This window comes from Caldithrix sp. (assembly GCF_056497305.1).
Genome location: NZ_JBSMDE010000152.1, coordinates 1 through 24,629, shown reverse-complemented (window position 1 = coordinate 24,629; position 24,629 = coordinate 1). Strand labels below are relative to the sequence as shown.

23 protein-coding genes are annotated in these 24,629 nt (G+C 44.4%); 4 read left to right on the top strand and 19 right to left on the bottom strand.

Going from position 1 to position 24,629, the window contains the following annotated elements; translation table 11 throughout:
* Positions 1 to 791: 791 nt before the first annotated feature.
* The 15 genes from priA to ACWB0I_RS12640 form a co-directional block, all read right to left on the bottom strand.
* A complete protein-coding gene (priA, locus tag ACWB0I_RS12710; protein ID WP_479388444.1) occupies positions 792 to 3,245 on the bottom strand; it encodes a primosomal protein N' in 2,454 nt (817 codons plus the stop codon).
* Between the two features lie 610 nt (positions 3,246 to 3,855).
* Positions 3,856 to 4,920 carry a class I fructose-bisphosphate aldolase gene (locus ACWB0I_RS12705; protein WP_479388443.1) on the bottom strand — a complete coding sequence of 355 codons (1,065 nt, stop codon included), beginning with the start codon at positions 4,918 to 4,920 and terminating at the stop codon, positions 3,856 to 3,858.
* 350 nt (positions 4,921 to 5,270) lie between these two features.
* The gene (locus ACWB0I_RS12700; protein WP_479388442.1) at positions 5,271 to 5,528 is read right to left on the bottom strand and encodes a hypothetical protein; all 258 of its coding nucleotides are present in this window, start codon (positions 5,526 to 5,528) and stop codon (positions 5,271 to 5,273) included.
* Positions 5,515 to 6,147, bottom strand: a complete 633-nt coding sequence (locus tag ACWB0I_RS12695; RefSeq protein WP_479388441.1) for a rhodanese-like domain-containing protein — start codon at positions 6,145 to 6,147, stop codon at positions 5,515 to 5,517. The genes ACWB0I_RS12700 and ACWB0I_RS12695 overlap by 14 nt, the downstream gene beginning before the upstream one ends.
* Positions 6,144 to 6,737 (bottom strand): YeeE/YedE thiosulfate transporter family protein, encoded by a 594-nt coding sequence (locus ACWB0I_RS12690; RefSeq protein WP_479388440.1) that lies wholly within the window; start codon positions 6,735 to 6,737, stop codon positions 6,144 to 6,146. Before ACWB0I_RS12690 ends, ACWB0I_RS12695 begins: the two co-directional genes overlap by 4 nt.
* A gap of 17 nt (positions 6,738 to 6,754) precedes the next feature.
* Positions 6,755 to 7,258, bottom strand: a complete 504-nt coding sequence (locus ACWB0I_RS12685) for a YeeE/YedE thiosulfate transporter family protein (protein ID WP_479388439.1) — start codon at positions 7,256 to 7,258, stop codon at positions 6,755 to 6,757.
* A gap of 16 nt (positions 7,259 to 7,274) precedes the next feature.
* The gene (gene nrfD / locus ACWB0I_RS12680; protein WP_479388438.1) at positions 7,275 to 8,240 is read right to left on the bottom strand and encodes an NrfD/PsrC family molybdoenzyme membrane anchor subunit; all 966 of its coding nucleotides are present in this window, start codon (positions 8,238 to 8,240) and stop codon (positions 7,275 to 7,277) included.
* A 19-nt stretch (positions 8,241 to 8,259) separates the two neighbouring features.
* A complete protein-coding gene (locus tag ACWB0I_RS12675) occupies positions 8,260 to 8,796 on the bottom strand; it encodes a 4Fe-4S dicluster domain-containing protein (protein ID WP_479388437.1) in 537 nt (178 codons plus the stop codon).
* Positions 8,796 to 11,012 (bottom strand): molybdopterin-containing oxidoreductase family protein, encoded by a 2,217-nt coding sequence (locus tag ACWB0I_RS12670; RefSeq protein ID WP_479388436.1) that lies wholly within the window; start codon positions 11,010 to 11,012, stop codon positions 8,796 to 8,798. Before ACWB0I_RS12670 ends, ACWB0I_RS12675 begins: the two co-directional genes overlap by 1 nt.
* Positions 10,987 to 11,460: a MerR family transcriptional regulator gene (locus tag ACWB0I_RS12665; RefSeq protein WP_479388435.1), complete on the bottom strand. Its 474-nt coding sequence runs from the start codon at positions 11,458 to 11,460 to the stop codon at positions 10,987 to 10,989. Before ACWB0I_RS12665 ends, ACWB0I_RS12670 begins: the two co-directional genes overlap by 26 nt.
* Before the next feature lie 233 nt (positions 11,461 to 11,693).
* Positions 11,694 to 12,164, bottom strand: coding sequence for a DsrE/DsrF/DrsH-like family protein (locus tag ACWB0I_RS12660; RefSeq protein ID WP_479388434.1), 471 nt, complete (start codon positions 12,162 to 12,164; stop codon positions 11,694 to 11,696).
* Positions 12,165 to 12,189: 25 nt separating this feature from the next.
* On the bottom strand, positions 12,190 to 12,507 hold the full coding sequence (locus tag ACWB0I_RS12655; RefSeq protein ID WP_479388433.1) for a TusE/DsrC/DsvC family sulfur relay protein: 318 nt from the start codon (positions 12,505 to 12,507) through the stop codon (positions 12,190 to 12,192).
* A 247-nt stretch (positions 12,508 to 12,754) separates the two neighbouring features.
* Positions 12,755 to 13,438: a DUF1641 domain-containing protein gene (locus tag ACWB0I_RS12650; protein WP_479388432.1), complete on the bottom strand. Its 684-nt coding sequence runs from the start codon at positions 13,436 to 13,438 to the stop codon at positions 12,755 to 12,757.
* Between the two features lie 2 nt (positions 13,439 to 13,440).
* On the bottom strand, positions 13,441 to 14,676 hold the full coding sequence (sqr, locus tag ACWB0I_RS12645; protein WP_479388431.1) for a type III sulfide quinone reductase, selenoprotein subtype: 1,236 nt from the start codon (positions 14,674 to 14,676) through the stop codon (positions 13,441 to 13,443).
* A 17-nt stretch (positions 14,677 to 14,693) separates the two neighbouring features.
* Positions 14,694 to 15,137: a MerR family transcriptional regulator gene (locus tag ACWB0I_RS12640; RefSeq protein WP_479388430.1), complete on the bottom strand. Its 444-nt coding sequence runs from the start codon at positions 15,135 to 15,137 to the stop codon at positions 14,694 to 14,696.
* Between the two features lie 284 nt (positions 15,138 to 15,421).
* Here ACWB0I_RS12640 and ACWB0I_RS12635 point away from each other — a divergent pair, with 284 nt between their 5' ends.
* Both ACWB0I_RS12635 and ACWB0I_RS12630 read left to right on the top strand, forming a co-directional pair.
* Entirely contained in the window at positions 15,422 to 16,129 is a 708-nt protein-coding gene (locus tag ACWB0I_RS12635) for a hypothetical protein (protein ID WP_479388429.1), read from the top strand.
* Positions 16,126 to 16,383 (top strand): hypothetical protein, encoded by a 258-nt coding sequence (locus tag ACWB0I_RS12630; protein WP_479388428.1) that lies wholly within the window; start codon positions 16,126 to 16,128, stop codon positions 16,381 to 16,383. Before ACWB0I_RS12635 ends, ACWB0I_RS12630 begins: the two co-directional genes overlap by 4 nt.
* 271 nt (positions 16,384 to 16,654) lie before the next feature.
* On the opposite strand, the gene ACWB0I_RS12625 is transcribed toward ACWB0I_RS12630, so the two are convergent.
* The 4 genes from ACWB0I_RS12625 to ACWB0I_RS12610 are packed head-to-tail and all read right to left on the bottom strand — an operon-like array spanning position 16,655 to position 19,244.
* The gene (locus tag ACWB0I_RS12625; protein WP_479388427.1) at positions 16,655 to 17,092 is read right to left on the bottom strand and encodes an HvfX family Cu-binding RiPP maturation protein; all 438 of its coding nucleotides are present in this window, start codon (positions 17,090 to 17,092) and stop codon (positions 16,655 to 16,657) included.
* Positions 17,093 to 17,111: 19 nt separating this feature from the next.
* Positions 17,112 to 17,861 (bottom strand): HvfC/BufC N-terminal domain-containing protein, encoded by a 750-nt coding sequence (locus ACWB0I_RS12620; protein ID WP_479388426.1) that lies wholly within the window; start codon positions 17,859 to 17,861, stop codon positions 17,112 to 17,114.
* A complete protein-coding gene (locus ACWB0I_RS12615; protein WP_479388425.1) occupies positions 17,845 to 18,714 on the bottom strand; it encodes an HvfB family MNIO-type RiPP peptide maturase in 870 nt (289 codons plus the stop codon). The genes ACWB0I_RS12620 and ACWB0I_RS12615 overlap by 17 nt, the downstream gene beginning before the upstream one ends.
* Positions 18,715 to 18,749: 35 nt before the next feature.
* The gene (locus ACWB0I_RS12610) at positions 18,750 to 19,244 is read right to left on the bottom strand and encodes an HvfA family oxazolone/thioamide-modified RiPP metallophore (protein WP_479388424.1); all 495 of its coding nucleotides are present in this window, start codon (positions 19,242 to 19,244) and stop codon (positions 18,750 to 18,752) included.
* 974 nt (positions 19,245 to 20,218) lie between these two features.
* Here ACWB0I_RS12610 and ACWB0I_RS12605 point away from each other — a divergent pair.
* Entirely contained in the window at positions 20,219 to 22,744 is a 2,526-nt protein-coding gene (locus ACWB0I_RS12605; RefSeq protein WP_479388423.1) for an ATP-binding protein, read from the top strand.
* A complete protein-coding gene (locus tag ACWB0I_RS12600; protein WP_479388422.1) occupies positions 22,734 to 24,083 on the top strand; it encodes a sigma-54-dependent transcriptional regulator in 1,350 nt (449 codons plus the stop codon). The genes ACWB0I_RS12605 and ACWB0I_RS12600 overlap by 11 nt, the downstream gene beginning before the upstream one ends.
* The last annotated feature ends 546 nt before the right edge of the window (positions 24,084 to 24,629 follow it).

Below are 24,629 nucleotides of genomic sequence, written 5' to 3'. Positions count from 1 at the left end.
CGTTGTAAGGGCGAAGCATTTTTTGCAAAGTCTTTCTCAAGAGCGATTTTAACTTGTACACAAAGAGGTTGCGCTAATTGGAACAACCTTCAGGAAAATGCTTCGCCCTTACGCCTGAGAAAGATTTTTCCACTCTGCACGTCGCTTTCGCTCCGCGCATCGGTCGAAATGACAATCAGTGAGGCTTCGTGCTGAGCGTCATTCCAAATCACATTCCTCGGGGACATGCCATTCAAAAATTCAACAATTCAACCAATCAACAATTTAACCGTTTCACTTCCTTACACAGCACAAAAATTTTGTAATCCCGTAGCGCGACTCTCCAGAGTCGCTTTGGGGCGATATAGACAAAAAAAAAATTACTAAAAACGGAATCGATTTTGCTTATTGCACAGATTATAAGGCAGCAGAGCCGCAACCAAAAAACTTCTTTAAAAAATGACAGACCGGTGCCCCGGAATCCTTTAACTCATACACTCTTAACTCTTCCCATCCAACAGCGGAAGTCATTTCACGAATTAGCCCTCACCCCCTCGGTCCCTCCTCCCAGAATAAAAATCTGGGAGAGGGGGAAGACTTGTGTGTGAAATTTTAACATGTATTGGGGATTTCTTACACGTGCCCCATTCTCGACAAATGGTCGGCCGGATGCTCATTCAACCGTTCAACAAATCAACAATTCAACAATTTTATTTCCTCACACAGCACAAAAATTTTCGCACGCTAAAGTAAAAGATCTTTTAAGGGAAGCATTCAAAAAAGCAGGCCGGAATGGCTGGCCATTTTACACATCAATTCAGAGTAATCGGGTCCACATCGATCATTATTTGTTGATTTTTTTGTCGTTTTTCCAGCATAGAACCCAATCGCTGAAGGAGCAATCTTTTGCTCTTTTTGCCGCTGGCATCGCTTTGCGGATTGAGTTTTAGGGTAACAACCCAACGGTGCAAATTATTCATTCTGGGGATAATCCCGGGCGCCGGGCCAAGCACCTGAGCGTATTGAGAGACATTTCGTTTTAATAGGCCGGCAATTTTTCTGGATTGGTTGAGCGCTTCCAGAAAGTCCTTATTTAAAACCAGAATTTGAATCAGGCGCACAAAGGGCGGATATCGGAAATTTTGACGATGTTTTAACTCTTCTCTGAAAAAGCCCACATAGTCGTGTTTTTTAGCGAACTGAATGGCGTAATGGGAAAAGGAGTAGGTTTGCACTACCACTTCACCCTCTTTTTGCCGCCGGCCCGCACGCCCGGCCACCTGGGTCAAAAGCTGAAAGATGCGTTCGGGTGCGCGAAAATCAGGAATGGAGAGTCCCACGTCTGCCGAAATGACGCCCACCAAAGTGACGTTACCAAAATCAAGCCCTTTGGCAATCATTTGCGTGCCCAACAAGATGTCGGCTTCACCGCTGGCAAATGCCTGTAGAATAAGTTGATGGGCATGTTTGCCTTTGGTGGTGTCGCGATCCATGCGCAAAACCCGCGCCTCCGGAATGAGCTCTTTTAAGGCTTTCTCAATGCGCTGCGTACCGGTTCCCTTGTACACGATCTGTTTTCCGCCGCAATTAGGACAGATCTGGTAAGCGGGCACGGTGTAGCCGCACAAATGGCACTGTAATTTTTCTCCATGGGCATGATAGGTTAAACTGATGTCGCAATTGGGACAAATAGGAATGTACCCACACTCGCTGCATTGTTCAAAGGCGGAAAAGCCCCGTCGGTTTTGCAACAAAATCACCTGTTCCTTTTTGGACAACCGGTCGTTGATTTTATCGATCAATACCTGTGAAAAGAGGCGGAGTTCGCCCTGCCCGATCTTTCTGGCTTTGCGCATGTCGATAATCTCGACCTGGGGCATTTTTACATCATCGATCCGTTTTTTCATCTCGATGAGAATGTACTTCTTCTGTAAAGCATTGTAATAGCTCTCCAGGCTGGGCGTCGCCGACCCCAACAACACAACGGCATTGTTCATCCGCGCCCAGTAAATGGCCACGTCGCGGGCATTGTAGCGTGGATTCAAATCGGATTGCTTGTAGGTGTGTTCGTGTTCCTCATCGACCACGATCAGGCCCAGATTTTCCACCGGAGCAAACAACGCCGAACGGGGGCCTACCACGCACTTAATCCGGCCTTCGTAACAGGCATGCCAGTAATCGAGCCGTTCGCCAAGCGACATTTTACTGTGAAAGATGGCAATTTCATCGCCCACAATCTTTTTAAAACGGCGCACCGTTTGCGGCGTAAGGGCAATTTCCGGAATTAAAATGATGGCTCTTTTCCCTTTTTGCAACACTTTTTTTAAAATTTCAATGTAAACCTGTGTTTTCCCGCTACCGGTTACGCCATGGATTAAAAAGGTTTTAAACGTTTGCTGTTCCAGATAGGGCTCAATGGTCTCAACGGCCTTTGCCTGTTCCTCAGTAAGATGTACTATTTCCGGTTCATCCGATTCTTCAAAATCAATGGTGCGTTCCACCTTTTTATTCACCAGCTGGCACAATCCATAGGAACACATTTTTTTTAATGTAGGCGGCGACATGCGCGTTTCCTTTAAAAATTGGGATCGCAAAATGTCCTGCCCTAAATTTTTCATCATGTAGACATCGATTTCCGGCCTACGTTTCAGATATTTCAAATAATCATCATATTTCTCTTTTAACCTGGGGTAATCCGGATTAATCTGCACAAAGGTTCTAAATAACTCTCTGGCCTGGGCGGCAATGTATTCTTTTTCGAAATACACAAACCCTTTTTCTTTAAGGATATTCAATAGCTGGTAAAAGGAAGAATAACCAAATTTTTTCCGGTAGTAGGCTTTAGTGTTACCCGGATTTTCGGCAATAACCAGAAACAATTCGCGCTGGCGTTCTGTAAGGGTTTCATCCGGCAGGCTTTTCAGGATAAAAACTTTTTCTTTTACGGCCTCTTCAATTCCTCGGGGCAGGGCTAAGAAGAGGGCCTGTCCCCAACTGCTTAAATAGTACTCCGAAATCCAGCGCGTTAATTCAAGCATCTTTTCAGTAAGCAGGGGATGTTCGTCTAACAGATCGATGATATCCCTTACTTTGGTGAAGCCAGGGCGGTCGCGTTTCATAACCACCACGCCGGTCAGAAATTGATTTCCAAAGGGCGCCAGAACACGCATGCCCGGTTGAACTCCCTGTAATTCATCAGGCACACGATAGCTGAACGTTTGATTAATGGGTAAATTAAAAACGACCTCGACAAAAACCTCTTTCATGACCAGACTCGATTTATGATTTTTAATGAAAGCAATTTATTGGAAAGCGCGATTAAAATCTAATTAAATTCAAAATTTTTTGACAGGCAGGTTGGTAAATTGCAACGCCGTTTTGGGTGAGGGAATGAAAAGCTGGTCCTGAGGCAACAGAGTCGCAACCAAAAACATTTCCGCTAAGGAATAACAACCACAGAGAGCATCCGTCTGGCAGGTGCAGCCGGTTGGAGCGCAGCGAAAATCCCGATCTTCGGGGACAGGCCCGTCTGGCCACCGGACAGGCAAAGCATTCACAAAATTGGCGAATATTGAAAAAACATCTTAACATGTTAGAGCATAACTCAGCAAAGTTGCACGATTTGCTCCCCCTTCCCTTGTATTAAAAGAAAGGAAGGGAGCCGGGGGGTTAGGATCTTCAGCACAAAAATTTTGTAATCCCGTAGCGCGACTCTCCAGAATCGCATTGGCTCGATAGAGCCAATAAAAAAATGACTAAAAACGGAATCGATTTCCTTTAATGCACAGATTCTAAAGAGAGAGTTACAGCGGATGAACCTGAACGAGGTTCAAAGGAGAATAGGTTCTGTGGACAAACCACAGAACCTAAAAAAAATCAAGCGATGGTCACCTCTTTATTTAAGAAGACATCCTGGATGGCATTCAACAACTCAATGCCCTCCTTCATCGGGCGCTGGAAGGCTTTACGACCGCTGATCAGGCCCATGCCTCCGGCCCGCTTGTTGATGACGGCCGTGCGCACCGCCTGGGCCAGATCGCCTGCGCCTACCGAAGCCCCACCGGAGTTAATAAGACCAATGCGCCCCATGTAACAATTAACCACCTGATAGCGAGTTAAATCAATGGGATGATCGCTGGCCAGTTTGCTGTACATATCGGGATGGGTCTTGCCGAATTTAAGCGCTGTAAAACCGCCGTTCAATTCGGGTTGTTTCTGTTTAATGATGTCGGCTTCAATGGTCACTCCTAAATGATTGGCCTGTCCCGTGGTATCGGCTGCCAGGTGATAATCTTTGCCTTCATGTTTAAAGGCCGAATTGCGCAGGTAGGCCCACAAAATGGTAGCCATACCCAGTTCGTGCGCGTACTTAAACGCATCGCTAATCTCCTGAATCTGGCGATTGGATTCCGCCGAACCAAAATAGATGGTAGCGCCCACGGCAGTGGCCCCCATATTCCAGGCCTGCTCAACATTGGCAAAGAGGATTTGATCATATTTATTGGGATAGGTCAGCAGTTCATTGTGATTGATCTTAACAATAAAGGGTATTTTGTGCGCATATTTGCGCGAAACAGCGCCCAACACTCCCAGAGTGGAAGCCACCGCATTACAGCCCCCCTCAATGGCCAGCTTCACAATGTTCTCGGGATCAAAGTAGTCTGGGTTTGGTGCAAAAGAGGCGCCTGCCGAGTGTTCGATTCCTTGATCAACCGGAAGGATGGAAAGATAGCCCGTACCTGCCAGCCGTCCTGTATTGAACATCCAGCTTAAATTCCTCAGGACATTACTGCTTCGATCGCTCGGTACAAAAATACGATCCACAAAATCCGGGCCGGGTAAATGAAGTTTTTCTTTAGGGATGGTTTTACATTCATGCGTCAAAAGGGTATCGGCTTCGTCTCCCAGAAGTTCACGAATTTTATCGATGGTTAATCCCATGAGACTTCCCTCCTCTTTTTGGCTTGAACGTTATGATAGGTAATATTAATTGTTACAGCCTTTCAATGCAAGTTAATATGAACAGGTAACTGCGCTGTCGCAGAAGTAAAGTGTAACTTGCCTTTTAACATTGATCCATAACAATCTTGTTTGAGAGATTGCTTGTTTTTGTAGTTACGATTTGTTTCAATGGCTAAAGTAAAAACTTAAAACAGCAATAGCGCAAAGGAGGCAGTGCGTATTTGCGACGTGGCTTCTCATTTTCTTTTAAGAATGATTTGTTGGCTCAGGATGCCCGGAAATCGTTGATTGGCGTGGTCTGTCAATCATGAGCGCAACGTAACTCGAGCTTAAGCTCGAAACTTTACCAGAATTTTGTTCAAGTGCCATTCTAACTCATCCACAAAGAGGTCGCCATAATTGCAACCATTTCGATGAAAATACTTCGCCTTTACAATGGACAACGATTTCTCCGCTATATTCCGACGCGCAATCGGGACATCGGTCGAAATGACATGAATGAAGGCTGGAGGCAGGTGGTTGTTAAAGCGCAGCAGAACCCGGGGGGGAGGATATCTGCTGCGCAAAGAAGAGTTAACACCCTTCATCAAATTTTGCTTTTTTCTTGCTCTTTTTGCGGATGACCGGTTTGGAGATGTGCGTCTCTGTTTGCGGTTCGCTCTGATTGACCCATTTGTTGCCCATGACCACCGGCCCGGCTGCTTTACGGAACTGGTAGCGGAACAATTCATCGTCGGTGTAAAAACCAGTCGGTTTTTTGGGGTTGTTAAAAGCCTCCACCCAATAGTTTAATCCGCCTTGTAAAATGAGTACGTCGTTAAAACCATTTTCCCTTAACAGTAGCCAGGCTTGTGAAGCCAGAGTATTTCCATTCGAAGCCAGAATAATCGTATTTTCATCGGCCAGCGATTTCAGTTCTTCACTTTCCAGTAATTTTTCCAATGGCACGTGGATGCTACCGGGAATGTGGTATTTCTCATAGTCCTCCCTGGAACGGATATCCACAACCACAAAGCCAGGCTCTTTGTCAATGATCATGTGGGCCAGATCATCCGGCGAAATGTAGTAGTTGCGATGTTGCAATTCGGCCAAAAGCTGCTCCGTTGTCATTTGATGAACCGCCATTTTGTCCACCGGAGCAAAGGCCAGAATAAATCCTAAAATAAAGAGCAAACTTAGCCCAAAGAGTTTAGCAGATATTTTCATGATTGGGGCTCCTTTCTGAACTTTTTCTCTAACCATTCTCCGCCTAAAAACATGCCAATGGCTAAAAGCACCACAAAAAAGGCGGTCAGTCCGCTGGGTAAGGCCAGCCAATCGGTTACTTTGGCCGCCCCCATGAATCCGGAGTTGTACAATCCTTCAATCTGCGGAAACATTTCACCGAATACGAGCATGCCAAACAGAATACCGCCCAAAAAGAAAAAGGCATCGATGCGCCCTAACACGGCGCCCACCACCGATGTTCCCGGACAATAGCCGCCCATGGCAAAACCAATGCCAAAGACCAGACCGCCAAAGACCTGGGCGCCAAGGTAGGTGGGATTCACATAGACTTTGCTTAAATCCAGCCAGCCAAATAGAGTTAAGTACATCAGACCTAACATGGCGGTCACAATCGCCGTGAACATGACTTTTAAAACGGTCATATCCTCAAAATAAAATTGCAAAGCTAATTTACGGCTTTCACCAAAACCAGCGCGTTCCAGCCAGAAGCCAAAGCTGATGCCCAGGATAAGGGCAATGATAAAGCTGGTTTCGGTACCAAAGTATCCAAATTTATAAAAGGGTGCCATTTTCTCACTCCATTCCTTTAAATCCACTGTTTACGAACAAAATACGCAGTAGCGTAGGCGCCGGCAAAAACGGCGAACATAAAAGCCCAACTTCCCAGGCTTAACGTTGCGCCTCCTGTTAATGCCAGGCCGCTGGTACAACCTCTGGCCAGACGGGCAGCCCAGCCAACCAGAGCGCCGCCAACAAAGGCCATAATCCAACGCCCCTTAACCGAAATATTCGGTCCCTTACCGGTCTTCACTTTTAACCTGCCAGCCAGCGCGCCAGAAAGGAAACCGCCAATCATGACGCCAATAATCTCGAAAACCAGCCAGTTGGAAAGCGTATGTTCAGCATATTTGGAAAAATAAGGATTCGATTGCACGTGACCCGGAGCAATTAATTTCAACATCCAGACGTCAAAACGCATCAGGGCACCTGAAGCGCCGAGACCGCGCCCCACCAGCACAAAGGCCAGCAACAAAGTCATCCCCAGGCCTACGCCCGCTACATAAGGATTCCAGAATTTTTGTTCTTTCATTTTACTTACCTCATCACTATTTTAAACTACTTTGCATAAATTTGTATAACCACCGGGAGGATTGCCCGGCATCGACCACAATAAATCTGAAAATGATTCCACCAATCAAAACCAGAACAGCCGCTACCGATGTGGGCACTTTGTACCCACGCCACTCCATCAATTCGGTTAAGAAAGGAACCAGTAAGCCCAGGGCAAAAACGAAAGTCCAGAACATAGCCGTGTAAGGCCCGCCTAAAAAGAGATGAGCGGCATCTTCGTGTACCTGAATGCTGGCCAAAAAGCCCATGAACAGATGAATGATCAGGAACATTTCAACGGCAATTAACCACATGTCAATTCTGCTGAAAACCATTTTTTCATGATGATCTTTACTCAGCAGAATTACGAAGGCTGTTCCGGTGGAAAGCCCGGATGTTAAGAACAGAGGGCCAAGGATGGAAGTATTCCAGAAGGGCCGGGCGTTAAAAGCCGAGAGCAGAATGCCCGTGTAAATCCCCAGAACAATGGACAGAAGCAGCAAAGCCCAGGCTATGGGTTTGGCTAATTTCCTGACCAGTTCCTGCAATTGATCTAATAACCTGGAATTCCAGCTCAGGTTGGGGAAAACATCTTTAATGAACAAAAAACTCCACAAAATACTCAGTGGGAAAATAATCAACAACGTCCAGGCCCCCCACGACATGGGCGATTCAACACGAATGGTCGTAAACAATTTCCAGAAATACAGTTTATGACTCAGATCGTAGAGCAAAGCCAGTAAGCCGATGCTCAAAAAGAAAGGGGTAAACATGGGCGCTACTTTGACCCCGGTTTTGTATTTTTCGCTCTCATTCCGTAAATAGAAAAGAGCAGAGAAAAACAGAATTCCTGCGACCAGCCCGCCTAAAAACAGGTAGAGCGGAATAGGCCAGCCCCAGGCATGAAGAATGGGATCAATTTCAGGATTCATTCGTCCGGAGGTTATTTCTATTTCATGCATTGCTTAAACTCCTTTCTGCTTACAACAAATAGTACACATGGGGATGCGTACCGGCTTCGGGGATGAGTACCTTGTGCTGCCTTGTGCGCAATACCTTCGAAATTTCGCTGTTGGGGTCTTCTAAATCCCCAAAGATCATGGCATGGGTAGGACAGACGCTCACACAGGCCGGATCCTTGCCTTCTTTTACGCGATGAATACAGAACGTACATTTGTCAATGTAGCCTTCCGGATGAACGTAGCGCGCATCATAAGGGCAGGATTCAATACAGGCTTTACAACCAATGCAATCATCGTGTTCTACCAGAACAATGCCGCCTTCGGCAATGTGACTGGCGCCGGTCGGACAGGTGCGCACACACGGAGCATCTTCGCAGTGATTACAGCGCTCGGAGCGAATTTCAAGATGCAGTTCAGGGAACACGCCACTGGTCTCTTGCACAATCCAATCGCGACAATAACCGACCGGTACATTATTTTCTGTCTGGCAGGCTACCACGCAATCGGCGCAGCCCACACAGCGTTTGGTATCTATGGCCATTGCATATCGAGGCATCAGGCTTCCTCCTTTCTGAATGTCACAAAATTAACGCGCATGCCCGTACCGCCCATCAAAGGATCAACGTTTACGCGGGTAATCAGTTTTTGATCATCAGCACCCCGGCCGTAGGCTCTGCGCAGGCGCTTATCTGTATGGCCAAAACCGTGAACCATGAACACCGCATCGTGACGAATTCTTTCGGTAACTTTGGCCTTAACCGGTTCTGAAAGCACGCCGTCCTGATTTTCCAATCGAATATATTCGTTGTTCTTTATGCCCCACAGTTTAGCGACTTTGGAGTTAATCCAGACCGCATTTTCATCCATCAAATCATTTAAATTGGGATTGTTAATGGAACGCCCGAAGGTGTGCATCGGTGCTCTTCCATAAAGCAGGCGATAATATCCTTCCGGCGGTTCTTCGTGATGTTTGTAACGGGGAATGGGATCAAAATCGTATTCAGCCAGAATGGTAGAATAGAGCTCAATTTTACCCGTTGGCGTGGCAAATTCAAAATCCTCACCATCCTCCAGGTACAACCGGTGTTCTTCTTCAGGCAGCAATTTTACGCCAATCTTTTTCATCTCCTCCAGGCTGCTGCCAATCGACTTTAATTGGTAATCGAGATACTCTTCTATGGTTTCAGCGGGAAAGTAGGCTTCCAGACCCAGTCTTTTGGCCAGCTCGCGGGCCATCCAGTAAGCGGGTTTAGAATCATATTTCGGTTCAAAGGCCGGAGCTCGCAAAGCAACCGATGGAACGCGGCCTGGCGATAAGCGAAGATTGTCGTAACGCTCTAAATAGGTACATTCCGGCAACACCACGTCGGCCCAGCCTGTAATTTCTGCCGGTAAAATATCAATCGCTACCAGCAACTCTAAATTCTGAATGGCTTCCAGCGTTTTTTGGGGCTGGGGCAGCGTCTTGATCAAATTCGTTCCATACACAATCCAGCCTTTAAAAGAACAGTCTCGCTCAGGCGAAGGAATGGTAGCCTCGCAAATGCCGGAAGAGAGCGCCAGATTGGCTACAGGAAATTTACCAGGGAAAGCCATCTTCCAATTCTTTTTGGGCTCTGGATATTTGGGAATGGGCATCTTGGGCAGGTGGGCTTTTGTCGGGAAATAGAAACCACCGCGACGCCCCCAGGAACCTAACAAAGCATTGAGGATGGCCCCGGCCCGTACACGTTGTGTATCATCGCCATACCAGGTCACATGCCGCCCGGGATGGACAATGGTTGCCGGTGCATTTTTAGCCATTTCGCGGGCCGTTTCTCTTATGAGATGAGGCTTGATGGTGGTAATGAGATAGGCCCATTCCGGTGTATTATGTTTAACGGCCTGCTTTAATTGTTCAAAACCAAAGGTGTATTTTTCAACATATTCCTTGTCGTAGAGTTCTTCGTAAATGATCACATGAATCCAGGCCAAAAGCAATGCCAGATCGGTGCCTGGTTTAATGGGTAACCAGTATTTGGACTTACTGGCTGCCGTAGAAAAGCGCGGATCCACCGTAATAATGGTTGCGCCTCTGGCCACCGCTTCGCTGAACTCCTGCACCTGCAAATTGTGCATATTTTCGCCAATGTGCGAACCAATCAAAACAATGCATTTAGAATTGATCAAATCGGTTCTTTCCGGCGAACCGATGGCCTCGCCATAGGTGAGCAGATAGGCCTCTTCACGCGGACCGCGGCATTGGGCATACGAAGGAGCAGCCACATTTCGGGAACCGAAGGCATGTAACAAATTTTTAAAATAGGAACCACCTGAACCATGGCTGAACAGGGCAATACATTCCGGCCCGTGCCGCTCGGCGATGTCTTTCATCTTTTCGGCTATGAAATCCAGCGCTTCATCCCAGGTAGCTTCTTTAAACACCTGTTTGCCGTTTTTCTCCACGCGAATCAACGGCTTTTTCAAACGGTCAGGATCGGTGTACATGCCAATCCCTCCCGTGCCCCGCGGGCAAAATCTTCCGTTACTATTGGGATCATCCGGATTGCCAACGATTTTCCAGGGTTTACCATCCTTTTTGTAAACCCATCCGGCGCATTTCCAGAAACACATTTCGCAATAGGTGGGCGTACGTTCTACGCTTCCGCCTTTATCTTCTGGCAGCTCGTTCTCTCTAGCAAACGAGGCGTAGAGCTTTGACCCCACCACCAGACTTCCGGTACCAGCGCCGGCGATCTTGATAAATTCACGCCGTTTCATCTTGCTCTTCATCTAACGGTGTCCTCCAGTATTTTTTTAAAATGACTTTAATATTCGCGCACTGCGCAGATTCCAGATAAACCGGACACTCTGCGCAATTTTCATTTTTACAACGATCGCCCTTGTTTTCTACCATCCAGCAGGGAACCAGAGACTTGTAATAAGCATCGCAGCTTTTTCGATCTTCTTCTGAACAGGGTTTTAATTCCCAGCAGGGAATAGTGGACAGCATCAAGCGAATACCCGCAAAATTTAAGCCCTGTTTTTCCAGCAAATCCCGAATACATTCAATGCGATGCAAATCCGCTTCCGTAAAATAACGATGATGGCCCCGACTTTTGTGCGGAATGATTAATCCCTCACTTTCATAAAGCCGCAAGGTCGAAACGGAAATATCAAACATCTTGGCCACCAGGCCAATGGGATAAAGCAGCGCTTTGGACTCCCTCTTTTCGACCATTTCATTCCTTTACTATTTTCTGTAGAAATATCTATATCGTTTGATGGAGATATTGCAATTAATATGCCATTTAAAAAAATGATCTGTTAATAGCTTGATTTTTTTGTGGTTAATAACTTTAACTTCATCTTTAGAGCGTGGGTAGGATTTCTTAAAAGTAAGAACCCCCCGGAACCAACAATGGTTTCGGGGGGGAGGAGGGAATTTGGTAAGGAGCATCTCTGTAACGACCATCAGGTAAAAATAATCTGACCGCCGGCTGCTATTTCATAAAATTTACCGACATTGATAATATCTTCCACCTGCTCGCAAAAATCTTCTTTGTTTAAATGGAACATATCAACGGTAGCTTTACAGGCATACAATTTACCCCCGGCATCATGAATCATTTCAATAAATTCACTGACGGGCGGGATGTCCAATTTTTCCATCTCCTTTTTCATCATCCTGGTAGCCATAGCAGACATGCCCGGTAAAATGCCGATAAGCGAGGGGATGTGCATGGCAGGATTGCCCACGGTTGCTACTTTCAATTTGTCCATTTTCTTTGTTATAATGGCCTCCAATCCAAAAAATGTGAAAAAGACATTGGTCTCAATCCCTTCCATGCGCGCCCCGTTGGCCATGATTAAACCGGGGTAAACGCCTTCCAGAGATCCTTTGGAAATGATGATGGAAACTTTTTTAATTTTTTCATCGGCCATGACTGGCACCTCCCATTTTGGTTAATTAAACACAACCCTGAGGTTTTCCCAGGCCTGCAATTTTTGCTGCTTTTTTCGCTGGACCATCCGGGAATAATTGATAGAGGTCTTTAATGGGAACCCCTCCTGCATTTTTAATGCGTCGAATGGTGGGAATTTGCCCGGATTTCTGGAATTCCTCACGCATAAAGCGGATGACTTTCCAGTGCATATCCGTAAGTTCACCAATACCCTCTTCTTTAGCCAACTCCGGAGCCATCTCTTCGCTCCAATCCGAAGGGTTGACTAAAAATCCTTCATCGGTTACTTCCACTGTTTTTCCGGCTAATGTCTTAGTTGGCATAATTGCCTCCTTTCAATTTAGTTTGGTTTTAGAGTTCTGCAAAATTAACCTGTGGCTGTCATTCTGAGGAGTCCCGAGAATCGGGACGGCGAAGAATCCCTTGTTTTTATTTAAATGCAGAACTCTATTTAGTTTGGTTTAATCATTTTGTTTTCTGAAAAAAGTTTGAACCTTTCATCAAGATTAAATGAGCCTCATTTGAATGCTTAGCCCAAACTCAATCACTCCAGCTGGCACCTGAACCCAATTACTCACTGTTTTCAAGGTGCCTGGGTATGGAAACATTTTTCATGAATTGCAGCATAAAATAGATGCCTCGCTTGATCTCTGGTTTATTCATCTCTTTCATAATCCGCAATAGGGAGATCTCTTCCGTAACATCCATATCCAGCTTCTGGAAGAAATCAAGTGCGTTATTGATGGCACTCAACATTTCTGGTTGGGTCATATTTTTAATGGTCAATAAAATGGTAGTAATGTTTTCACGCAATAAACGCACATCTTCTACAGTAAAAGAAGTGACAATAGTATCCATGATTTTGACGAATTCGCCGAAGAAGGCGAAATAACCTTTGCGATCCAATTGGTCCAGGGTTTCCAGTAATTGCTGAAAGGCCTGCTTGCCCAGGGGGCGTAAATCCTGGGCCAGATCGTCCATGCTTTGCACCTGTTGCAACAGGCGTGTCAGCGGGCGCACATTACGTAACACCATTTTAAGCAGATAAACGAAATCTCGTGTATCGAAATAGGGGGCTACATCTTCCAGTTCTTCAACGGCTGCATCGAACATATCCTTGCCAATGATCGCCAGGTCTGCCTTGAGTTCCTGAAACTCCTGCGCCCTTTTTTCCTGTTGACTTAGATGTTCGGTGATGACATCTATCTTCTGGTGCAATTTTTGAATCTCTAATGCTAATGTTTTGTTTTCCATGGTTATTGCCTCTTTTTTCCTGCCATTGACATCTGAGCCTCGATGGGCAGCTCAGCTCCTTTTAACAGGAGATTCCAGTACACCCATCGAAAGGACATTTTTCCCCAATGATTCATGCGCGTTTCCTGTAATAATGAAAAAGGGCCAACGCCAGGTAAAGGGAACTTGCCTGGTAATGGTTCTACATCATAATTGAAATCGATTAGAATGCCCCGACCAAAACCGGATTCAATAAAACAATTGGCATGGCCATCAAAATCGGCTTTTAAAGGCCGGCCGTCAATGTAACGTAAAATGTTTTCGAACAGCACTTCCGACTCGAAATGGGCTACAGAACCGGCTTTGGAACTGGGCAAATCGGTGGCGTCCCCAATGACAAAAATATTTTCGTATTGTTTGGATTGCAGAGTGTGCTTATCTGTGGGTATAAAATTGAGATCATCTCCCAGCCCTGATTGACCGATGACTTCGGCACCCATATTAGTCGGAATGGTTACCAGCAAATCGTAATCAACCGCTTTTTCATCCCAGGAGTAAATTTTGTTTTCTGCGCTGTCAACGCGTCCGGTACTAAAATCGGAGGTGAGCTTAATGTTCTTCTTCTCCAGAAATTGTCCCAGAAATTTAGCGGCAATGGGCTTTGTAAAGGCGCCGGGTAAGGGCGTGACCAATTCAATTTCCACTTTATCACGCATTCCCTGTTCCGTAAAATACCAATCAGCTAAAAAGACAAATTCCAGTGGAGCCACAGGACATTTAATCGGCATTTCAACAATATTGACCACCATTTTCCCGCCGTCCCAGTATTTAATAAAATTGCGTAAGGCTTCGGCTCCGGCCAGGGTGTAAAAGTCAAAAATGTTTTTGTGCCAGCCGTCCCCAGTTAAACCTTCGGTTTCCTGGGGAGCGATGCGGCTGCCGGTGGCAACGATCATCAAGTCATAATGTAATATCTTGCCATTACTCAACTTAACCTTGTTCTCAGCAGCCTGAATCTCTTCAATACGAGCCAGAATCACTTCTACATTGGGCGGGAAAAAATCCCTTTTGGGTTTAATCACGTCGTCGCGAGTGTAAATACCAAAGGGAATGAACAGAAAGCCAGGCTGATAGTAGTGGGTTTCTTCCTGATCTACCAGGGTAATTTGCCATTCATTGGCGTCTAAAACGGGCGCCAATTTGTTGGCCATCATGGTTCCGGCGGTTCCACCACCAAGGATAAAAGTCGCTTCATTCAAACCTCCTATGTGTCTCTTTACTCTTTTTCATGACCGAAAATGACCGATTTAAGTTTATTGCAATGAAATTCCAGGCGATAGACATCGCATTGGCGACAGTCTTCTGTTAAACACTTTTCACCCTTCTGACGCAAACTCCAGCAGGGGCCCTGTGCTTCATAATAGGCTGGACAGGAAAGGCAATCTTTGTCCAATCCGCCTTTGAATTCCCAACAGGGAATAAAGGAAAAGATTTTCTTAATGCCCTGAATATTGACGCCTTCTTCGGTAATCATGCGACGAATACATTTGAGGCGCTCCAGATCGAACATACTGTACATGCGTCGCCCAGTTTCCGTTTTGTAAGGCAGAATCAATCCCTCCTGTTCGTACAAACGAATGGTTTGTACAGCAACGCCAATCTTTTTGGCTACTGTACCAATGGTAAAAACCGGTTCATAGTACTCGATAGAATGACTCATAACGTCCTCTAATTTATTTTTAAATGTTTCTTTTCTACATTTTATAATGTAGTTTTCCAATATGCATGCCAATAGAAGAAGCCCGTTTTTTCAAGGTTTTATCTGTTTTCGCCCTGCTATCTTTTCCCACATTTAAGAAACTGGGCGACAACGCTTTCCAAAATTGCAAAATAAATGGCCAGAATGCGCCCCTATTGTAAAATAGTTGACTCTTTTGTTTTATTACTATAACTTATGATTAACTAATTTTACACAAGAGGAGTAATTTAACAACTGGAGGTTTTATGTCCCGTTATCTGACTCTGGCCATTCTGGGTCTTCTACTTTTGAGCGCTACGCTTTTTGCCGATCGCCGGCAATATGTGTGGACCTATCAATACATGACTCTGCCAGCCAGCAACACAGAACTGGAATTCTACCAGACCACCCGGATTTCCACGATGGACTTCTGGGAATATCGTATTGAGGTCGAGCATGGCATTACCGATCGTTGGGATTTTTCAGTTTATCAAATTTTCAGCCAATCGGAAGGCCAGGCTTTTACCTGGGATGCCGTTCAATTTCGCACTCGATATCGTATAGCCCAGGCAGGCGCCTACATTTTTGATCCGCTACTCTATTTTGAATACAAGCGCTCTATTGATTTTAGCAAACCCAATAAATTCGAAGCCAAACTTATCCTGGCTCGCCAGATCGACAGATTTAATCTGGCAATGAACCCGGTGTACGAATACTTTTTTGCGCCGGGCAGTAAACAAGAATTTGGGTTTGACGCCGGTCTTTCCTTTGAATTTTCCCCCAGATTCATCGCTGGCCTTGAAACGACATCTCGCCTGGAACCGGAGGGTGGCCAGATCGAGGTGAACAGTTACCTGGGGCCAACCATTTCGGTAGCTTCGGGCGAATGGTGGTACTCCATCGGGGCCGTTTTTGGTCTCACTTCAAAGGCGGATGATGTGCGGGTTCGTTTTTTGATGGGCATTGGATTATGAGCAAGTCTCTTTTACTACTGGTGGTGTCTATTGTTTTAACCGGCTTTGCATGTGTGCCACAAAAAGGGAGTAACAGACCCGTTTCCGAAGCAGAACGATTGTTCAGAAATCGCTGCACGGTTTGTCATCGTTTACCCCAGGTGAAACGCAACGACTGGCACGCCGTGTTGGAGAAGCACACTAAACGGGCCCATTTGAGCGCACAGCAAAAGAAAATGTTAGTGGAATTTTTTAATAGCCTTAAAATCGATTGAAGGAAGGCTCCCTGGCTAGCAAGGCGTTTAACCGGAATGCAAGCGTCTTTGAGATATCGGCCAGGCCTGTAATGTTTTAAGAGTCAGGCGTTTCATGTAACATAACCAAAAAACGGGTTCTTCCATCACACTGGAAGTAACCCGTTTTCTTTTACTTTTAGACGCATTTACCTCATTTATTTTCCCATAGCAAGCTACAGAAAGAGGTTGCTTTTTTATTTAATCGGTTTATTGGACGCTTAAAAGAAAAAATCGGAATTTATTCGCACTTCTATTTTTCCAATCGCTTACTAATCAGATAATCTGCGCTAATCCGACCTGCTCCATTTACAACAAGACTAAACAACATAAACAAATAATATAAGGGGATTTCAAAACCATTATTACCGGCTTCAAAGCCATTTCCTAAATGTACAGTAACAATGGCTATTACCATGACAAACATTAGTGGAATTGAAATAAGACGCGTGGCCAGTCCTAAAACCAGCAGGATAGCTCCGCCAAATTCAGTAACGCCCGATAGATAGGCATTTAATGTAGGCAAAGGATAATGCATGCTGGCAAACCACTGGGAAATGGCCTCAATATCACTCAACTTTTTTAGGCCGGTCTGCCAGAAGGTGTAAGCCATGACCAATCTAAAAAACAGTGGTGGCAGGTCCCGGAATTTTTCGGCCAATAATTTAAATTTCAAATACAGTTCTTTCATCGATTGCACTCCAACTTTTCTAATTAAAGCCTAAAAGGGCGCCCTGCAACAGCATATCATTAAAAAACGGTAACAAGCTGCTGACCAATTGTTCCTGGGTTCTCTGACCGATAAGGGTTAGGCATTCTTTTATGACCTGGTTACCGGTCTGGCTCTTTGTAGCTAAATGCTGCCAGATTAAAGCCAATAACGGATCAATTTCAACAAACTTTACAATTCCTGTTTCCCGATGGCGAAAAGCTAAGACAAAATATTGTCCCTGGTATTTAACCGCTTCGGCAGCCGGCATTTGATGTACCGGAAATTCTAATTCGAATATCTGGTGGTCTGGATTAACGACTATTCTATCCTGCAGAAAATCTCCTTCTTCTTTAAAAGGTAGAGCAGGCTTTTCAGGCATGGTAAACAATTCTATCTCTATCCATTCAAAAAACATTAGATCATCAAGATAGGGCCGGTTAAACTGCGCAGCAAAATTTTCATTAAAAACAAACACATAGAATTCAAAAGGCATTTTCCAGATGAACGGGGTATGAGGTTCAGCTTCTGCCATAAAGGCATCGAGCATCTGGTTCCATTCTTCCGCGCTTAAAACAGCTACCGTAATTGGATAAGCACGGCTCAAGGTATCTTCAAACACATTGCGTATCAGGCGACGATAGTGAAGCATGCGCTCGGGCCTGATGCCGGGAATTTTGACTTCTTTACCGGAGCGCACGAATTCATGCATTTGCTCCATAAGCTGACGCGTTTCAACGGATAGCGACATGGTGTCTCTCCCAACGTTTTTCCATGATCGAAGTCAATTGATGTAATTCCATCTGTAACTCTTCGATCTCTGGAATATTAAAATCACGCTCCAATAAAACCGGTACTGGAGGCAGGTTTTTAATAGTCCAGTCAAATAATTCATAAACCGGATCAATGATTGGTTGGCCATGGGTGTCGATGATTAGATCGGGGCTCACTTTCTCATGACCGGCCATGTGTAAATTACTGACACGTTCCAGGGGCAAGCTCAAAATAAATTCTTTTGCATCATAACCATGGTTAAAGGCATTGACGTAAACGTTGTTGACATCCAACAACAGATGACAATCCGCTTCTTCAATAATGGTTCTGATAAACGTGGCTTCGTCCATTTCCGGGGCGGCTGTAGTGTAATAGCTTACATTTTCAATGGCTATTTTACGCCCTAAAAAATCCTGTACCTGTTTAATGCGTTCTACGACATGTTTAATGGCATCTTCACGAAAGGGAACGGGTAGTAAATCGTAAAAATGGGCATTCTGACATTTACTGAAGCTCAGGTGCTCTGAGTAATGGAGAACCGGGTACTCTTTAAAGAATTGTTTTAATTGTTTAAGAAATTGCCAGTCCAGGGGCTCAGCGCTACCCAATGACAGGGACAATCCGTGGCAGATGATGGGATATTCCTGCACTACCTTTTCCAGTTGTTTTCTCCAGAATCCGCCCATGCCCATCCAATTTTCCGGGGCAAATTCGACAAAGGACGGTTTATTGGTTTGCAAACCGACCAGATCAGCGGTTAAATCTCTTCTTAAACCTAATCCTGCGCCATGCACCATGTTGTTCTCCTGTTCTAAATAGGAGCCAGACATAATTGCCTGGCTCCGATGATTTTCTTTATGGGAGTTTAGTTACCACATTTGGCTTCGGAAGTTTTCGATTCTGTTTTGGCTTTGGCATCTTTCACTGTTTTGGCATCTTTGGCCTTGGTTTTATTTCCGCATTTACCTTCACCGCATTTACCTTCGCCACACTTTGCTTCGGTCGTTTTCGATTCTACTTTTTTAGCCGCAGACTCTTTAACCGATTTTGCTTCTTTGGCTTTAGAATCCTTTTTTTCGCCACCGCATTTACCTTCGCCACACTTAGCTTCCGTTGTTTTACTGTCTTTCGAAGTTTTGGTAGTTTTAGCGCCACATCCTAATTCTGCTGGTTTTTGCAACGAATTGATGGTACTCAATGCTTCTCTGACCTCGGCGCCGCTGCCCATTACCGAATAACTGGCTGCATTAGCCTGGGTAGTCTGTCCACCTATGGTGGCCATAGCGCTCATTAAAACCGTGCTTGAAGCGAATTTGATCAGTCTTTTGGACCGGTTCTGCTTGTTGCTCAACTTACTCATGATTGAATCTCCTTAAATTTGGTAAATCATTTTGTTAACATCTGAGCATTAAAACAGAAGCCTGCCCAAACAAATTCCGTACATTGAATAAAAATTTAAGATTTCAATAAAAATTAACCTTTTTGTTACACTTTTGTGATATTTTAAGAAGCGAAGAAAGATGCAATGCTTTGATAATAAAAGAATTAGCTGATTTTTCTTTTTGCGGCCTCCCAATTAAGATTTCTTTATTTAATCAAACCGCTTGCGGAGAGTTCTGGATTCAGACTATGAGGGGACTCTTTTTTGAGAGTTTATGCATGTGCAATACGCTACATTGGTAAACTCAAAAAAAATGGAAATTGTACAGCTCTGCTCAAAATACCGAGAAACCGATAGTCAGACAAATCTTACAATTTTAAGGCAGAACAGGCGCTTTAAAATATTTCAATCGATATCTGGTTAATTTAAAAAACACAAAGGGCCATGAATGTACAAATAATTTAAAATTAAAAATTACGAATGACGAATTACGAATTAATTTGCGAAGGGGCAACTTATGCCCAGGCGGTGAGGAACCGTGCCGGCATGTCATTCTGAGAATCCCTTACATTGGCAGAACATTCAAAAGAGCAATGTAACTCGTGCTTCAATCCGCGACTTTGTGAGGGCGAAGCATTTATGGCGAGCTTTTGCTTTAAAACCCATCCCCCCGGCCCTGTTCCCTTTATTAAAAGAAGGGAAGGGGCGGTGGGTAGGATCTGCATCAAAAATTTTCGCACGTTAAAGCATTAGATGTCTTGAAGGAAGTATTCTAAAATGTTGCAAATTGGCAACATTTTAGATTTAATGTTGCCAATTTGCAACATAATTTGCTTTATTTTTTATTTTTTTTTAAATAAGAAATACAGAAGTAAAGATTTAGTCCGAAAAGGATTTATTCTTTTGAATTATTCTGTAAGCAAAAGGTTTAATGGAATAAACTTATTGGTTTAATGGAACGAACAAAGTTTTCAGCTCCAAAAGTTCATGCTTCTTTACTCAGGGCTTACTTCCTCTTGGCCACATTAGCCATCGGTTTTGCTATTTTGATCATGCAGGCCCTTAATCCTTGGCTTGCCCCTAATCGCATTCAAATCATAAAAAAGGCGCGTGTTAACCGACAGGTGGTTGAATACTATTACAATGATTTTGACCACGATGGCTTTAGTGAATATTTGATTTTTAAAAACGATCCTAATTGGAATGAAATAGGGGTTAAATATTATACTTCAAAAGGCACGCTAATCGATCAATGGAATTTTTCTGAGAAATGGTTACGTAATTCTATCTTTTTTGCCGATTTTGACAATGATTCCCATGATGAGGTCTATTTCTTTACTAAAGGAAAAGATTCGCTTTTTCTTTACAGTTTTGATCCCCGCTATCCAAATCGCTTTTTCATCTACCGGAAATTTATTGTTCGCGCGCCGAAAGTGAATCCCCATCCTCAAAAAATCTGGGACGTACATGGTATTGAAGCCGTCTTTTATGATTCTGATGGGGATGGTTTCAAAGAGATGTTTTTCTCCATAATGACCGGGCACAGCCTCCAGCCCCGTCGTTTATATAAATTTGATATAAGACACCAGCGTATTGTTGCTAAATCACCTCTGATGGGAGCTTACCTGGGGGGGCTGAAACTATTAGACCTGGACGGTGATAAGAACCCGGAATTGATTTTTCACTTTGCCAGTTCGCCATATAATTACCCAGATAATGCCATTGCCTATCCTGACAATCAAAGCTGGCTCATGGTTTTTAATCTCGATTTGCAATTTAAGTTTAAGCCCATCCCCTTTTCCCCGGCATTTAGTCATAATATCAATGTCTTCTGGAAGCATAAGGAGCAAAATTACATCGCTGTTTGTAAAGGATATTTCGGCAAACTGGATGTACAACCGGCTCTTCTTTTGTACACAACTCAGGGAAAGTTATTGCGTAAACGAAAATTAAACGGTAAAATTGTTTGGTTCCTTTTTAGCATTCCGCAGGATATTCACAAACATCTGTATTTGTGCAATCTTTCTAACAATAAATTAATGGAATTATCTCCAGAATTAAAGCCAATTACCACAATCGAACTACCCCATGGTATTGGTAGAATACTAAAACAGATGGATTTTGACAATGATCTGCAGGATGAATTACTGGCGACTGGCCCGGATGGATATTTAATTGTAGAACCGAATTTTAAACAGATTACAGTGCTTCCCGATATCCCAACGAATGAGGGAAGCGTAATGTTATCGGTGTGTAAACGTGGGAAAGAGCCGGCGGATTTAATTTTCCAGACTGAATCATTCCTCTATACTATGCGATATAGCAATAATCCCTGGTACTGGATGCGTTTTCCGGCAGGAACCGGCCTGGCGATTATTTTATTTATAATTTTCGGAGTCCTTTTTGTTCAGTATCAACATCATTCTTCCACTCATCAAATGCACAAACAGTTATTCCGTTTTTCTCAGGTGGGTTATTTGCTGTTGGATTTTAAGGGAAGAATTCGGCAGGTAAACGGCAGGTTTGAGCATGTTTTGAAACTTTCAACCCATTTACAGGAAGGCGTTTCATTTACTGATGGATTGCAGGAGCGCCCTGAGCTCGTGGCCTTTATTCAAAATCTAATGGATAAACAAAAATTGTTGGAAAAAGAATTCAACTTCTCTCAAACGTCGGTATTGACCAGGGGCTTTGTCCAGCCTGGAGCTCTCGGCGTGCCAGCCGGTTATGTAATTGAGGTGAAGCCCTCCGGGAACGAGCATGTTGATCAAAAAATACAGGTATGGAGCAAAACCGTTCAAAAAATGGCCCATGATATTAAAACCCCGCTGTCGGCTATTCATCTGAGCTTGCAAACGTTACAGATGAAAATAAATGATCTCTATCCTGAGGCCAACATTCTGGAAGAAGATTTTAGATTAATTTTACAGGAACTCAATCGCGTGCGCCAGATGACGCGCCATTTCCTGAAATTTACCAACCTGGAAAAGCCGAAGCTGCAGTTAATCTCTCTAAAAGAAATAGTAGAACGCGCGATCAGTCGTTTTTCTCGCTATTTCAATGGACAAATAGCGATTCAGTTAGAGCTGGATGAAAAATACGATAGTCTGTGGGCCGATGCTTTACAATTGGAAATGGTCTTTCATATCATTATTGAAAATGCCATTGACGCGATGCAAGGGAAGGGAATGATTTTGATTACCTCCACTCTGGCACAATATTTGGATAGACAATTTCAGAGTTTCGTTGAGATTGACATTGCCGATACCGGCCCGGGAATAGCGAAAGATGTACAGGAAAGAGTGTTTGAACCTTATTTTACTACGAAGTCCGAGGGAACAGGCATGGGCCTGACCATTGCCCGAAAAATCATTGAGGATCATGGTGGCGAAATTACAATTGTCTCACGTAGCGGATTTGCAACAGTTCTGAGAATTATGTTGCCATATGGAAACATTCAGGGAGAGAATGGTGCCTAAAATTATTGCTATTGATGACGACGAAAGTTTTTTAATTTCTGTTGCTAATTTGTTACGCTACAAGCGTTATGAAATTGTGACCGTCTCCAATCCCCTGCAAGTGGAAGAAATTTTTCAACAACAGGCGTTTGATTGTGTGCTCCTGGACGTAAAGATGCCAGGGATGGATGGAATCTCTTTGTTGAAAAAACTGCAGGAAATGCAACCGTTGGTACCGATTATTATGATTTCCGGACAGGGCGATATCTCTACAGCGGTGCAGGCCATCAAACTTGGCGCTTACGACTTTGTGGAAAAGCCGCTCGAGGCCGATCGTTTGTTGATTTCGATTCAACATGCGCTTGAGAAACGTTTTTGGGGGATTGAGAAGGAAAATCTATTGGCTCAGCTTGGGGAGGCCTTTCCTCTATTAGGCCAGAGCCAGGCCATGCAAAAGGTTTTTTATCAAATCCAACAAGTTGCGCCATCCGATGCCAAAGTGCTGATCTCTGGCGAAACAGGAACCGGCAAGGAACTGATCGCACGCGCCATCCACCAGCGGAGCACACGGAATGGAAAACCATTCATAAAATTAAATTGTGCCGCCATTCCCGGTGAGCTGCTGGAGAGTCAGTTATTCGGACATAAGAAGGGCGCTTTCACAGGCGCAATCCGCGACCAGGTGGGGAAATTTGTGGCAGCTGATGGCGGAACTCTTTTTCTGGATGAGATTGGGGATATGGATCCGCGCTTGCAAGCTAAATTGCTTACAACTCTGGAAGATGGGGAAGTGGAAGTGGTGGGCGAAACCTTCCCGCGCAAAGTGGATGTGCGCATCATCTCTGCCACGAATCAAGACCTGGAAAAGATGGTGCAAGAAGGTAGGTTTCGCGCTGATCTGTATCACCGATTGAAGGTGGTACAGATAAAAGTACCTCCGCTAAAGGAACGGATGGAAGATGTGGTGCTCTTGAGCCGATATTTTTTGAGTCAATTTGCTCAAACCTACAATAAACGATTGGTTGATTTTACGCCTCAGGCGCTTAATTTGCTGCAAAACTATTCCTGGCCTGGCAATGTACGCGAGCTAAGAAATCTGGTAGAAAAAATTGCGGTGTTTGCATCAGGGCCGCGCATCGATGTCGAAGAAGTTGAACTGGCATTGGGGCGAGAAGTTCTTGTTAATGATACCATACAAGGTCCACTGGAACAGGCTGTACAAGCATTTGAACGGGAATATATTCTGCGTTTTTTAAAAGTAACCGGCTGGAAAATTCGGGAAACTGCGGATCTTCTGGGCATCCATCGTTCGGCCCTGTTTCGTAAAATGCGCAAACTGGGCATAGAGCCGCCTGAATGATCTGGGAGACGTTGAGTATTAGAGCAACAGGGCATTCCCCGGTCAACAAAACTTTGAAGATGGATTACCTGCGGAAATTTTAGATAACCTGCCAATTTTCTCACAAGTTAGCAGAAATCCTATTAGCTTTGAGGTGATTTTCAAACATTTATTTTTTTACCTCAGCTCTTGTTTCCGTTGATTTTCTAAAGCCACCAGACCATAGGAAATCAAAAGCAACATAGCCGCAACCAAAAACAACCACGGAGAGCACAAAGATTTCAATAAAAATAAAATTTGTTGACATGTAAGGCGAAGACTCATCAAAGCGGCACAATTTGCTCTCCCTTCCCTTTATTAAAAGAAGGGAAGGGGGCCGGGGGGTTAGGATCTTCAGCACAAAAATTTTCGCATCCCGCTAAGCGGGATTATAAGTTTTAAGGGAAGTATTCTAAACAGGTCATTCCTGAGGGTGCCGGCGAAAGCCGGAATCCTGGTCTCGGGTTGAAGCTCGAATTACGTTTTGCTTTGTGTAAAATTGGCCAGGGCCTTAGGCCTGATTTTTCA